General features: G+C 69.2%; 2 protein-coding genes (1 of these 2 cut by a window edge). Both read left to right on the top strand.

Going from position 1 to position 15,363, the window contains the following annotated elements; translation table 11 throughout:
• Window positions 1-124 carry the 3' portion of an SDR family NAD(P)-dependent oxidoreductase gene (locus HV796_RS25775; RefSeq protein ID WP_175229327.1) on the top strand. It extends 16,145 nt beyond the left edge of the window, so the window shows 124 of its 16,269 coding nt (coding positions 16,146-16,269); its start codon lies beyond the left edge, outside the window; it ends in the stop codon at window positions 122-124.
• Window positions 121-15,363, top strand: a complete 15,243-nt coding sequence (locus tag HV796_RS25770) for an SDR family NAD(P)-dependent oxidoreductase (RefSeq protein ID WP_175229326.1) — start codon at window positions 121-123, stop codon at window positions 15,361-15,363. The genes HV796_RS25775 and HV796_RS25770 overlap by 4 nt, the downstream gene beginning before the upstream one ends.

The following is a 15,363-nucleotide window of genomic DNA, read 5'->3' as shown; positions in this document are numbered from 1 at the left end:
GTCGCGGCCGATGGCGAGCAGCACCAGGCAGCGCGACGCGGACCTGCTGCCGATCCTCGAACGCGTCCTTAACAACAATCTTTCGTTTGACCAAGCGGCGGAATTGACGAGGTTGCAGTCATGAAGAAGGAACTGGAAAGCATCTATCGGGAACTGGCTGCGGGTGCACTGTCGAAGGACGACGCGCTCCAGCGGATCGGCGCCGTGCGCGACGCGGCTCGGGCGAGCACGTGGTTCGCGGCGCCGGAATGGGCGCCGGCGGACGCGTGGCGCGACGATGCGCCGATCACGCCGGCCGAGGAGGTGCGGCACGTGCTGCTGACCGGATTCGCGGACGGGGGCGCTCGGGCTGTCGCGTCGCGTCTGGCCGTGCAATCGTCCACGGTGCTGGCGGCGGGGCCGGAGGGTGACGTCGGCGCCGCATACACGCGGCTCGCGCTTGCCGTGTTCGAGCACACGCTGCGGCTGCTCGCCGCGAAGCCGCGAGTGCGGCACCTCATGCAGCTCGTCGTCGCTGGCGATGATGACGCGCAATGGGCCACGGGTCTCGCTGGCCTGTTCGAAACCGCTCGCCTCGAAGCCCCGTTGGTGCGTGGACAGATCGTGTTCGTCCCCGCGCACGCGCAGCCGGAAGCGATCGCGCGGCAGATCGACGACGCATCGCGAACAGCGGGCGACACGGTGTTCCGTTACGCGGACGACGGGCGCCGCGCGCGCCGCTGGCAGATCGTCGACGATCTGGCGCGGGAGCGCGACGGCGGCGGCATGCCCGAATGGTTTCGCGAGCAGGGCGTTTATCTGATTACCGGCGGCGCCGGCGGGCTCGGGCGGCTGTTCGCACAGCAGATCCTTGCGCAGCGGGCGCACGCGCGCGTGATCCTTGCCGGCCGCCGCGCGCCCGGCGATACGGAACTCGACGCGCTGCGCGCGCTTGGCACGGTCGAATTTCGTACGCTCGACGTGACCGATGCCGCGCAAACGGATGCGCTCGTGAGCGCGATCGTGCGCGACCACGGCGGCCTGCACGGCGTCGTGCACAGCGCGGGGCAGCTACGCGACGAATTCATTATCCGGAAGACGGCGCAGGCGTTTGCGGACGTGCTCGCGCCGAAGGTCACCGGCACCGTCAATCTGGACGCCGCGACGCGCACGCTCGACCTCGACTTCATGGTGCTGTTCTCGTCGATCGCGTCGTGGGCCGGTAACGTCGGACAGGCCGACTATGCCGCCGCGAACGGTTTCGTCGAGCAATTCGCGCGCCATCGCGCACGGCTTGCCTCGACAGGCGAGCGGCGCGGCCAGACGCTCGCGATCGCGTGGCCGCACTGGCGCGACGGGGGCATGCATGTCGACGTCGCCAGCATGGAAGCGCTGCAGCGGCGGACCGGGCTGCGCTCGCTCATCACGGGCACCGGAATGCTCGCATGCCATCGCGCGATCGCGCTGAACCGGCCGCAACTGCTCGTGATGCACGGCGAGGCGACCTCCATGCGTGCCGCGCTGAATGCGCCGCAAACGCAGCCCGTGCCGCCTGTGCGGATCGAGCCGAAGACTTCGGCGGCCGGACATCCGGGCTTGCCGGACCTGACACGCGCGTTCCTCTGCGCATCGCTCGCGTCGGTGCTGAAGATGCCCGCCGAGCGCATCGACCCGCGCGCGCCGCTCGAGCAGTACGGTATCGACTCGATTGTCGCGATGACCCTGACGAGCCGGCTCGAGGAAACGTTCGGCACGCTCGCGAAAACGCTGTTCTTCGAATACCGGACGCTCGACGAGCTGGCCGGCTACTTCATCGAGTCGCATGGACAGACGCTCGCCGCGCGGCTGATCTCGCCGGCCGTCGAGACGCCGGCCGCGAATGCGTCCATCGAACCGGCCACTGCGGTGCCGGCCTCGGCAGAAGCGCCGTTGCGAGGCATCGGACGCCGCCGCGCGCGTCGTGCGCGCCGGCAACTGCCGTCGACGGCCATTCGCGCCGCGCGTGCGGTCGATGACGAGACGAACGAGCCGATCGCGATCATCGGCCTGAGCGGCCGGTATCCTCAGGCACCCGATCTCGACGCCTATTGGCGCAACCTGCGCGACGGCCGCGACTGCATCACCGAAGTCCCCGCCGAGCGCTGGGACTGGCGCGAATACTACAGCGAGGACCGCGCGCGCGAGGGCGCGCACTACAGCAAGTGGGGCGGCTTCATCGAGGGCGTCGACCGCTTCGATCCGCGCTTCTTCAGCATCGCGCCACGCGACGCAGCGGCTATCGACCCACAGGAGCGCCTGTTCCTGCAGCATGCGTGGATGGCGATCGAAGACGCGGGCTACACGCGTGCCAGCCTGCAGATTCCGCAGGACCGTCGGGAGCCGGGCCAGGTCGGCGTTTACGCCGGCGTGATGTACGGCGAGTACAACCGCTCCGGCACGCTCGCGAGCATCGCGAACCGCGTGTCGTACTTCCTGAATTTGCACGGCCCGAGCCTCACGCTCGACACGATGTGTTCGTCGTCGCTCACGGCGCTGCATCTCGCTTGCCAGGACCTGCGCGACGGCCGCACGAGTCTCGCGCTTGCGGGCGGCGTGAACGTCAGCATCCATCCGGACAAGTACACGATGCTGAGCGCGGGGCAGTTCATCTCTGGCGCTGGTCACTGCCAGAGCTTCGGCGAGGGCGGTGACGGCTACATCCCCGGCGAGGGCGTCGGCGTGGCCGTGCTGAAGCGCCTGTCGGACGCAGTGCGAGACGGCAACCACATCTACGGTGTGATCCGCGGCAGCGCGCTCAATCATGGCGGCCGGACCAACGGCTACACCGTGCCGAATCCGCACGCGCAGGCGGCGGTGATTCGCGCCGCGCTCACCGAGGCGGGCATCAATCCGCGCGACGTCAGCTATATCGAAGCGCATGGCACCGGCACGAAGCTCGGCGACCCGATCGAAATCGCGGCGCTCACCAAGACGTTCAACGATGGGCTCGATCCGGCCGCGCGGCGCAATGGCTTCTGCCGGATCGGTTCCGCAAAGTCGAACATCGGCCACTGCGAATCGGCGGCCGGAATCGCGGGCGTCACGAAGGTGCTGTTGCAGATGAAGCACCGCAAGATCGTGCCGTCGTTGCATTCGCAGCGGCTCAATCCCTATATCGATTTCGACAGGACGCCGTTCGTCGTGAACCAGGCGCTCGTCGACTGGGTGCAGCCGGAGCACGACGGACGGCGCGCGCCGCGCATCGCGGGCGTCTCGTCGTTCGGCGCGGGCGGTTCGAACGCGCATGTGATCATCGAGGAGTATCAGGCGCTCGACGCAGTACATGCATCGGATGACGAAGCATTTGTCGCGCCGCTGTCGGCGCGCACGGCCGGGCAGCTGCAGCGCCGCGCGGGTGATCTGCTCACGTTCCTGCGCCGTAACGACGCAGTCGATGCGCATTCACTCGCATGGACCTTGCAGGCCGGGCGCGAGGCGATGGAGGAGCGAATCGCGTTCGTCGCCGACTCGATCGCGAACCTGATCGCTCAGCTCGACGCGTTCGTGAGCGGCGTGCCGGCGCCGGCACCGTACTGGCGTGGGCAAGTGAAGGCGCATGACGCGTATCCCGTCGCAGACCCCGTGCGCCAAAACGACATCGAGCGAGATATCACTGCGCGCGCGCTGGCGGCGCTCGCGCAAGGCTGGGTCGAAGGCCTTGTCATCGATTGGCGCAGGCTGCATGCATCAAGCTCGATACCGTCGCTGATCAGCCTGCCGACTTACCCGTTTGCCGACGAGCGTTACTGGATCGAACCGACGTCCGGATCAGCTTCCCGCACGCAAGCGACGCTGCATCCGCTCGTGCATGCGAACACTTCGGATCTTTGCGAGCAGCGGTATACGTCGCGCTTCACGGGTAGTGAACCATTCGTCGAAACCGTGGACGGCGACGGATACCGGCTGTTGCCCGCACTGCTGATGCTGGAACAGGTCCGCTTTGCGCTCGTTTCGTCGGGCGTGGCGAACGACGGCGGCGATAGCTGGGAAATCGACGCGCTGCAATGGGGCGAGCCGGTGGTCGCGACGCCCGCGAATACGCTGCACACAGCTGTGTTCGCGCATGACGGCGGCCGGGTCGGCATTGAGATCTACGGCGTCGACGCGGCCGGCGACGAGACGGTCCATCTTCAGGCGCACGCGCAGTTAATGGCTTCACGACCGGACGACGCGATCGATCGTTCAGGCCTGCGCGCAGAACTGACGCCACACGCCGGAGCGTTGCCGGACGGGATCGCGCGCGTCTATCACGGCGGCGGCCAGTGGCTAGCCGAATTCGATAGTTCCCCGCAACCCCCTTCCGACGGGGCCGCCTGGGGGCTGCATCCAGAACTGTTCAGGCGGATTGGCGCGTTGCTCGACATGTCGAGCAACGCGCGGGTCGTGCCGGTGTCGGCGGCGATTGCACGGATCGCAAGCGTGTGCGAGGTCGGTACGGCGGTCTGGGTGCGGACCGGCGCGGACGGGAGCGTCGATGTCGACGCCCTCGGCGCGCAGGGCAAGGCCTTCATGCAATTGCGCGGGCTGCGCGTGCAGCTGCAGCCGTGCGTCGACGCGTCCCATATTGAAGTGCAGCCGGCGGACGAAGAAGCATGGCCTATCGCCGGCGCACGGGATCGGGGCGATGCCCGCCATACCGCCGTGCCAATTGCACAAACTTGGCCCGCCTTGCGCGGCAAACCGGCCGATATCGCGCTGGCGCCGGCGCCAGCGGCGAGCGTAGCAGCCAGCACGGCAACGGCCGTGACGCTTGCGAAGCCGGCCGTGACGCTGGTCGATCTCGCAGCGGCCGGCAGCGCCTCTGGCGCGCACGCCTCGCCGGTCGCGCTGTTCGATCTCGGCGGCGGCATATTCCGGATCGACATCGCCACCGCCGACCTCGCGCCTGCGATTGCGCCGCTGTCTCACGCACTGAACCTCGTGCAAGGCGAAGACGGACTGAAGGTGCTGCTGCTCGCCGATACGTCGGGGCAAGGCTGGTCCGGCGCGCGAGCAGTCTGCGATGCGCTCGCGACTCGACGCGTGCTCGCGACGCTCGCCGCGATTGCGTGCCCGGTCGTCGTGCTCGCGCCGTTCGGCGCGGCCGGCGCGGGTTGGCTGTTGAGCGTCGTCGGCGACTTCATCGTGCTTGGCGACGAGTCCGTGTACGGCTACACGGATGCTGCGTCGGGCCTGTTCCCGAGCGCGGGCGAGGACCGCCTGATGCGCGAGCGCTTCGGCGACGTACTGACCGACGATTTCCTGTACTGCGCCGCACCGTCGGCCGGGCGCCAGTTGCGCGAACGTGGCTGGACCTGCCGTATCGCGCCGGTCGCGGATGCCCAGGCGAGCGCGCTGCAACTCGCGAACGACCTCGCGCAAAAGCCCGCGGTCGCGTTGAAGCTGCTCGCGACGCATTTGCGGCGCGGCGTGTCGGCGGCCGTCGATGCCCTCCGTGCTGACGGCGCCGAACGCGGTGATGCCGGGACGATAGTCAACGATACAGGCGCCCCAAGTGCCGACGCCGCTGCACCTTCTCTCGAAGCGTCCGGCGCGATCACGGCCGAACTGGAAAACGGCGCGCTCGTGATCGGCCTCGGTGCCGGCCTCGACAGTTTCGATCTGTCCGCGCTGGTTGCCGGCCTGAACGCCACGTTCGAGCGCGCCTGCGTGCTGGATCACTGCCGTTCGATCGTGCTGACGATGAGTGCTGCAGACCGTCTCGCCGATGCCGTGCGCCTTGCCGGCGAAGGCGCGGCCACCGCGTTGCTCGAGACGCTGCTGGCTAGTCCGCTACCGCTCATCGCCGCATGCGAATCGGACGCCGAAGGGCTCGCATGGTTGGCGAGCCTCGCGTGCGACGCGGCGGTGTATCGGCGCGACGCGCACTACGGCGTCGCCGGACTCGATGCGTTGCCTGCGCTCGAACCGTTCGCCGCCGCGCTTGGCGACATTCGTGCAGGCGCTGCGCTGAACATGCTGATCGGCCTGGCCGGCGATCGCCTATCCGGTGACGACCTGCGCGTACACAGCTTCGCGCTGCGTGTTGTCGAGCATGCCGACGTGCTGCCGCGCGCGCTGGCGCTCGCGGCGAGCTGGCAACGCTGGCCGCTCGCGCGGGTGCGCGCGTGGAAGCGCGCGCAGGCTGCTCGCGTGCGTACGTCGATCGACGAGGCTTGCGCCGTCGCGTTCGACGACTCAACGGCATCGGCGGAAACATCGGACGCGTCCAACGCGACGGTTCGCGCCCCTACCATGCTTGCCGATGACGAGCCCGTCACCGTGCCGCTGCGCTCGGCCGTTGTCACGGCCGTCGCGCATCCGGACGGCGTCGTCGTCGTGACGATGCACGACCGCGACGGCAGGAACATGTTCACCCCCGCGCTCATCGACGGTATCAATGAGGCGTTCGCGCATGCCGGCTCCAATCCGGCATGCAAGGCCGTCGTGGTGACCGGCTTCGACAGCTATTTTGCGACTGGCGGCACGCGTGACACGCTGATCGCGATCCAGGAAGGCCGGGCGCGCTTCACCGACGAACGCGTGTTCCAGTTGCCGATGGACTGCCCGGTGCCGGTGATTGCGGCGCTGCAGGGGCATGCGATCGGCGGTGGCTGGTCGTTCGGGATGTTCGCGGACCTCGCGGTGCTGGCCGACGAAAGCCATTACGTGAGTCCGTACATGAACTACGGCTTCACGCCGGGCGCCGGTTCGACGCTGGTGTTTCCGCGCCGGATCGGCCTCGATCTCGCGCGCGAGACGCTGCTGACCGGCGCCGAGACGTCCGGCGCCGGGCTGCGCGCACGCGGCGTTGCGCTGCCCGTGCTGCCGCGCCGCGACGTTGCTGCGCATGCGCTCGCGCTCGCGCAGCGAATCGCCCGCCAGCCGCGCAGCCGGCTGGTGCGGCTCAAGCACCGCTTCACCGACGCGGCGCGCCGGGTGCGCGAGGACGTGTACGCGTGCGAACTGGGAATGCACGAGGCGACCTTCGTCCGTGACGCCCAAACGCTCGCGCGGATCGAGACGTACTTCGCGGACGGCGCGCTGGCGCCGGTGCGGGCGACATCGCCGGCGCCGGCGTTCGAGCCGCGGCCGGCCGTGGCGTCCGCGCTGGCGAGCAACGCCGATACGGCGCACGTACCCGCCGCGGCCGGCGACATGCTGGCCGGCGTCATCGATACGCTGCGTACGCTGCTCGCGCAGGAACTGCATTTGCAGGCGTCGGAAATCGACGAGCACGCGCAGTTCGTGAGCCTCGGCCTCGACTCGATCAGCGGCGTCACGTGGGTGCGCAGGATCAACGAGCGCTACCGGATCGATCTCGAGGCGACGCGCATCTACAGCCATCCGACGCTGGCGCGAATCGGCGGCATCGTGCTGGACGCGGCACGCGAGGCGGGTACCGCGGGCGCCGTGGACGCCGGCACGCGCGCGTCGGCCGCGCCGCCGCAGACGACCCCGCTGGCGCCATCCGCGCGAATCGCACCGGCCGCGCCCGCTGCCGTCACCCCGCTTGCCGCAGCGCACGCGGTCGTTGTAAGGAATGCCGCACTGCCGGCGCGTGCCGCGCTGACGTCGATGCGTCGCGCCGTCAGGACGCCGCGCATCGACGCCCATGGGCAACCGGCCAGCACCTCCGGTCAGCGTGCCTCTCAATCGAGCCAGACCGTGCAGGTTCAAACCGCCCCCCCCGCCCCCCAACCGATCGCCGTGATCGGCATGGCCGGCGAGTTTCCGAAGGCGCGCGATGTGGACGCGTTCTGGCGCAACCTCGCGGCGGGCCTCGACTGCATCGAGGAAGTCCCCGAAGCGCGCTGGCGTTTGCGCGACTACTTCCAGCCGGGCGCGCCGGCGGCCGGCAAGACGTATAGCCGCTGGCTCGGCGCGCTCGACGGCTACGACCAGTTCGATCCGCTGTTTTTCAACATCTCGCCGACCGAGGCCGAGTGCATGGACCCGCAGCAGCGACTCTTCCTGCGGTCGGCCTGGCACTGCATGGAGGACGCCGGCTACAGCGCGAAAGCGCTGGCCGGCAGCGCATGCGGTGTGTACGTCGGCTGCGGCCCGAGCGACTATCACCAGGGCGCCGACGACGCCCGCCTGAGCGCGCAGGGCTTCACGGGCGCGGCGACGTCGATCCTCGCGGCGCGCATCGCGTACTTCCTGGATCTGCACGGCCCGTGCGTGTCGATCGACACCGCATGCTCGTCGGCGCTCGTCGCGCTCGCGAACGCGTGCGACAGCCTGAACGCCGGACACTGCGACGCCGCGCTCGCGGGCGGCGTCTACGTGATGGGTGGTCCCTCGATGCACGTGATGACAGCCCAGGCCGGCATGCTGTCGCCGGACGGCCGCTGCTACACGTTCGATCAGCGCGCGAACGGCTTCGTGCCGGGGGAGGCGGTGGGCGTGCTGATGCTCAAGCGCCTTGACGACGCCGAGCGCGACGGCGACCGGATTCTTGCGGTGCTGCGCGGCTGGGGCGTCAATCAGGACGGAAAGACGAACGGCATCACCGCGCCGAACGAGGATGCGCAGAGCCAGCTGCTTCAGTCGGTCTACCGCCGCTTCGGCATCGATCCCGATGCGATTGACCTGATCGAGGCGCACGGCACCGGCACGAAGCTCGGCGACCCGATCGAGGTCGCGGGCCTGAAAGCCGCGTACGCGCCGTTCACGCGCCGCGCTGGCTACTGCGCTCTCGGCTCGGTCAAGAGCAACATCGGCCACTGTCTGACCGCGGCAGGTGCGGCCGGCGTCATCAAGCTCGTGCAGGCGCTGCGGCACCGCCAGTTGCCGCCGACGCTGCATTACCGCACCTGCAACGAGCACATCCGGCTCGACAACAGCCCGTTCTACGTGAACGACCGGCTGGCGCCGTGGACGGTCGAAGCTGGCCGCGCGCGCGTCGCGGCGATCAGCTCATTTGGCTTTAGCGGCACCAACGCGCATATCGTGCTCGGCGAATACACGGCGCACGCACACGCGGCCGCGGCCCCCGGCGTGCTCGATCCGGCGGGGCGTACCGCCGTGCCGCTGTCGGCGCGCACGAGCGAGCAGCTGCGGCAGAAGGCGCGGGACCTGCTGGCTTTCCTGCGCGAGGCAAACGAGCGCGGCGAAACGCCCGACCTCACCGAAATCGCGTATACGCTGCAGACGGGCCGCGACGCAATGGACGCGCGCGCAGGCTTTCTCATCGCGTCGACGGTCGAGCTGGCCGAACGGCTCGACCAGTATCTGACGGGCGGCACGCTGCCCGATGGTGTCTACGAAGGACAAGTTCGCGAGTACCGCGACAGCATTCGCATCTTCAGCGAGGACGCCGAGGTGCGCGCGGCGCTGACCGCGAAATGGCTCGTGCAGCGCCGGCTCAACAAGCTGCTCGAATTGTGGGTGAAGGGCCTCGATTTCGACTGGCGCGAGCTATACGGCGAGACGGCGCCGCGCCGCGTCGCGCTGCCCGGTTATCCATTCGCGGCCGAGCGCTACTGGATTGCGCACGCGCCGGTACGCAAGGGCGCCGCACGCACGGAGCTGCATCCGCTCGTCCACCGGAACGTGTCGGTGCTGAGCGGTCAGCGCTACCGCTCGCATTTCGGATCCGACGCGTTCTGGGTCGGTCTGCGCGCGGGAGGCGCGCATGAAATGACGCCGGCTGCGCTGCTCGAAATGGCACGCTACGCGCTCGCCGATGCGACCGCCGATGCGACCGCCGACCTCGGCAGCACCGCGATGCAGACATTGCGCGAGGTGCGCTGGATCCGCTCGGTGGCGTCGCCGTTCGCGACCGGCGCGGCTGTCGAATTGACGGTTGACCTCGTCGCGCGCGACGATGGCTGCATCGATATCGAAATCGTCGCGGCGGGCACAGGCGAGACCGAGTCGCAACCGCTCGCGCGGGCTGTCGCGTGGCTCGAGCAGACGCAGCCGCGGCGCCGTTTCGATACGGACGCGCTAAGCGCACGCTGCACGCGCGGCCGGCTCGACGCGGACGGTGCGTATGCGCGGCTCGCCGGTGCGGAACTGGAAATCGGGCCTTCGCTGCGCACGCTCGGCACGCTCGAGTTCGGCGACGGCGAATGTCTCGTGACGTTCGACGAACGCGCGGACCAGCACGAATCCGTGCGCGGCTGCGCGCTGCCGCCTGGTATGGTCGATGCTGCGTGGCAGGCAGGATGCCTCGCCGCGTTCGACGAGCACGCGTCGTACGCGCTGTGCCTGCCCGATAGGCTCGACTCGCTGACGCTCGCACCCGATCACGCGCCGGTCCGCCACGCCTGGGTGACCCGCTCGGCGGCGGCTGAGGGCATTGCATTCGACATCGATCTGCTCGACCCGCAGGGTTTCGTCGTCGCCGAACTGCGCGGTCTGACACTCGCACCGGTTTCGGCGGATATCGGGCTGACGATCGCCGCGCCCGTCTGGGATTGCGTGGAAGGCGTCGTGGAGCCGCATCCGGCCAGTTCCGACGCACGCGTCGTCGTCATCGGCGCGAACGCGCCGCGGCACGTGGCGGCGCTATCGTCGTGTTTCCAGCAGGCGATCTTCGTCGACGCGAACGAGCACACGCCGATCGACGATATCGCGAACACACTCAACCGCATGCAGTTTGCCCGGCTGATCTGGATCGTCGATGGCCCGGGCAATCCCGGCCTGACCGACGAATCGCTCGTCGCCGATCAGAAGCGCGGCCTGACGTTCGCGCTGCGGATCGCACGCGCGCTGGTCGACGCGGGTTACGAATCGCGTCCGCTCGCGTGGGACTGGATCACGTTCGGCGCGGTCGCGATGCCGCCCGCCGATTTGGCCGATCCGACGCATGCGGGGCTGCAGGGTCTGTGCGGCAGCTTCGCCGACACGTACGCCCATTGGGCACTGCGGCTCTGCGATCTGCCGGCTCCGGCGCCAACTGAAGCGATCGCGGCGCTCGCCGCGCCGCCGGCGGCCACGCGTGGCAATGTCTTTGCGTGGCGCGATGGCGAATGGTTCGGCCAGCGGCTGGTCGCGGTCCGGGCGGCGCTGCCGGCCGCGAACGCGCCGTCGCCGTATCGCACCGATGGCGTCTATGTCGTGATCGGCGGCGCGGGTGGCATCGGCGAGGTATGGACCCGCCACGCGCTGACACAAGGTGCGGCGGCCGTCGTCTGGATCGGCCGGCGGCCGCTCGACGCGGCGCTGTCCGCGCGGATCGAGCGGGCCGCGGTGAACGGCACGCGCCCCGAGTACGTGCAGGCAGACGCAGGCGACCGCGTCGCGCTCGAGGCTGCCTACCGGCAGATCAAGGCTCGCCACGGCGCGATCCACGGCGTCGTGCACTCGGCGGTCGGCGCGTTCGACCAGAGCCTGAAAACGGTGTCCGAGACCGATTTCCGCGAGATCCTGCGCGCCAAGATCGACGTCAGCGTCCGGATCGCGCAGGTGTTCGCGAACGAGGCGCTCGATTTCGCGCTGTTCTTCTCTTCGAACGCGTCTTTCGTACATGGCGCGGGCATGGGCGGCTACTCGGCCGGCTGCACATTTAAGGATGCCTACGCGCTGCAGTTGAACCGGCTGTGGCCGGGCGTCGCGAAGGTCGTCAACTGGGGCTACTGGAGCGTCGGCGCGGGCGTTGCGATGTCGGACGCGATGAAGACCTTCTTCGAGGTCAGCGGTTACCAGCCACTCGACCCGGTGCAGGCAATGCGCGCGCTCGACGCGCTCCTCGCCGGTCCGTTCCGCCAGTGGTCAATCACGAAGCTCGCGCCGGACGCCGCGTTGCGGCTCGCCAGCGGCGACGAGTTCCTGCGCGTGTACGACGGCCGTGACGCGAACGCCGTCCCGGCAGCGCTGCTGCCGGACCTCGAACGCGTACCGGCGCCTACGGCATTCAAGCGCTTGCAAGGCGGCGCCGGGCAGCCAATGGAGCCGCTGCTCGTGCGCCTGCTCGGCGCGATCACCGCCGCGACGCCGCGTCATGTGCCGTCGCAGTCGCGCTGGCTCGCCGAGAGTCGCAAAATCGCGGCCGCGTTGGGCCAGCACGGTGCGCCGAGTCTCGACGCGGCCTGGCGCGCCTGGGACGACGCGCTGCCGGGGTGGCTCGCCGATGCGGGACAGCGCGCGCTCGTGCACCTCGTTGACCGGTGCATGCGGGCGCTGCCCGAGATCCTGAGCGGCGCGCGCAAGGCGACCGACGTGATCTTCCCGGGCGCGTCGCTCGAACTGGTCGAGCAGGTCTACAAGACCGACTCGCATTCGCTCGCGTTCAACGAGAGCCTGCGCGAAACGCTGGTCGCCGCGCTGCGCGCGCGCATCGATGCGGAGCCTGGCGTGCGGCTGCGGCTCTTCGAGATCGGCGCGGGCACCGGTGCGACGTCGGCCGGCATCCTCGAACGCCTCGGCGAGTATCGCGACCATATCGCCGAGTACTGCTACACCGATCTGTCGAAGGCGTTCCTGTTCCACGCGGACACCACATACGCGCCGAACGCGCCGTTCCTGCGCACGCGGCTGTTCGACGTCGAACGGCCGCTCGAGGGGCAGGGCATCGACGCGGGCGCCTACGACTTTGTGATCGCCGCGAACGTGATCCATGCGACGCGACACATCCGCCGTACGCTGCGTAACACGAAGGCGCTGCTGCGCCGGGGCGGCATGCTGCTGATGAACGAGATCAGCGGCCATTCGATCTGCGGGCATGTGACCTTCGGACTGCTCGAAGGCTGGTGGCTGAATCAGGACGAGACGCTACGCATTCCGGGCTCGCCGGGGCTCGAACCGCAGGTGTGGAAGCGCGTGCTCGGCGCAGAGGGCTTCGCGCCAGTGTGGTTGCCGCATCCGCAGACGCATGCGCTCGGCCAGCAGATCATCGTCGCGCTCAGCGATGGCATCGTGCGGCAGCGGATCGCCGAACCGCCAGCACCCGTCGCGGTTCCGGCGGCCCCGCCCCGCGCGAGCGCGGCTACTGCCGCTCCGGCCCGCTCCAGCACATCCATCCATGCATCTGCCGTCGAACTGTGCAAGCGGTTGATCGGCAAGGCGCTCAAGCTCGAAAGCACGCAGATCGACGCGCACGAGCCGCTCGAACGCTACGGGATCGACTCGATCGTGATCGGCCTCGTGAACCAGCAACTCCAGCAGCATTTCGGCGACGTCAGCAGTACGCTGCTGTTCGAATTCCGCACTGTCGACGCGCTGGCCGCGCATCTCGTCGTAACGCGGCGGGAGCAGCTCGCCGCGCTGTTCGGTGAGGTAGAGCCGGCAGGCGCACCCGTTGCGGTTTGTGCGCCGGCGTCGGCCCGCCCAGCCGGCGGATCCGTACGCGCGCCGTTACGGGCGGGGCCGGCAGGCGCACGGCAGGCCTCGCGCGCCACGTCGTCGTCAACGGCTGTAGCGATCGGGCCGCGTCGTAGCGAGCGCGGCCCGATCGCGATCGTCGGCATCAGCGGCGTTTATCCCGGTGCGGCTGATCTCGACACGTTCTGGCGCAACCTGCGCGACGGGCACGATGCGATCGTCGAGATTCCGGCGCGACGCTGGGCGCTCGATGGCTTCTACGAACCCGACGAGCAGACCGCCGTCGACGCGGGGCGCAGCTATTCGAAGTGGGGCGGTTTCGTCGATTCGTTCGCCGAGTTCGACTGCCTCTTTTTCGGTATTCCGCCGCGCGAGGCGCTGAACATGGACCCGCAGGAGCGCATGTTCATGCAGGGCGCCTGGCACGCGCTCGAGAATGCCGGCTATACCCGCGCGACGCTTCGCGACGCGTACCACCGCCGTGTCGGCATCTTTGCCGGCATCACGCGCGTCGGCTACAACCTGCATCGTCCGCTGCCGGGCGACGCGGCGAAGTTCTGGCCGCGCACCTCGTTCGCGTCGGTCGCGAACCGGCTGTCGTACTTCCTCGACGTGAACGGCCCGAGCCTGCCGGTCGATACGATGTGCTCGTCGTCGCTGACGGCGATCCACGAGGCGTGCGAGCACATCCACAACGGCGACTGCGATCTCGCGCTCGCGGGCGGCGTGAACCTGTACCTGCATCCGACCAGCTACATCGACATGTCGTCGCAGCACATGCTCGCGCCGGACGGCCGCTGCAAGAGCTTCGGTGCGGGCGGCAACGGCTTCGTGCCGGGCGAGGGCGTCGGCGTCGTGCTGCTCAGGCCGCTCGCGCGCGCGATCGACGACGGCGACACGATCCACGGCGTGATTCGCGCGACGCAGGTGAACCACGGCGGCAAGACCAACGGCTACACGATCCCGAATCCGGTCGCGCAGGCCGAGTTGGTCCGCATGGCGATCGACAAGGCCGGCATCAGCGCGCGCGAGATCAGCTATGTCGAGGCGCACGGCACCGGCACTGAACTGGGCGACCCGATCGAGATCAGCGGGCTGCAGCAGGCGTTCGCGCCGGACACCGCGGACACGGGCTTCTGCGCGATAGGTTCGGTGAAATCGAACATCGGCCACCTCGAGGCGGCGGCCGGCATTGCGGCGTTGACCAAAGTACTGCTGCAGTTCCGTCACGGCCAGATCGCGCCGTCGCTGCACGCGCAGGACGTCAACTCGCACATCCCCTTCGAGCGCACGCCGTTCAGTGTCAGCCAGCGCCTCGCCGACTGGACGCCGCCGGTGATTGACGGCGTCGCGCGGCCGCGGATCGCCGGCATTTCGTCGTTCGGTGCGGGCGGCGCGAACGCGCATGTGATCGTCGAGGAGTATCGGGCCGCGCCCGCGGCACCGATGCGGGCGCGGCCCGAACCGGTGATCGTGCCGTTGTCGGCGCGCACCGCCGAGCAGTTGCGCGCGAAGGCCGCCGGTCTGCTTGCGTTCCTGCGCGCGCAACGCGAGCGCGCCGATCTTGCCGCGCTTGCCTACACGTTGCAGGTCGGGCGCGAGGCGATGGAGGAGCGGCTTTCTATCGTCGCGTCGAGTGCAGAACAGTTGATCGATCGGCTCGCCGCGTATGCGGATGGCGAGCGCGTCGGCGACGGCGCATGGCGTGGGCACTTGCCGCGCGCAAGCTCGCGTGCCGCGGCGCCTGTCGAGCCCATCGGGTCCGTCTCCCGCGGCGACGCGGGCGCGGCGATCGAACGCGGCCTCGCGGAAGGCGAATACGCGATGCTCGCAGAGCTTTGGGCGAACGGCCACGCGTTCGACTGGCAACGCCTGTACGACGGCGCGCGTCCGCGGCGCATCGAGCTGCCCGTGTATCCATTCTCGCGGGAGGAGTACTGGGTCGAGCCCGCCAGCGCGGCGCGGCCAGCGGTCGCGGCCGCATCGTACGCCGCGACCGACGGGTTCGCGCAAGTCGAGGCGGTGCTCGCGCGGATCGACCGCGCCGAGCTCGACGTGGCCGATGCCGCGCGCCTCATCAGAAGTCTGGTTTGA

This window comes from Paraburkholderia humisilvae, from assembly GCF_902859855.1.
Lineage (GTDB): Bacteria > Pseudomonadota > Gammaproteobacteria > Burkholderiales > Burkholderiaceae > Paraburkholderia > Paraburkholderia humisilvae.
Note: the sequence above shows the minus strand (reverse complement) of the source record. Positions and strands in the feature narration are given on the sequence as shown.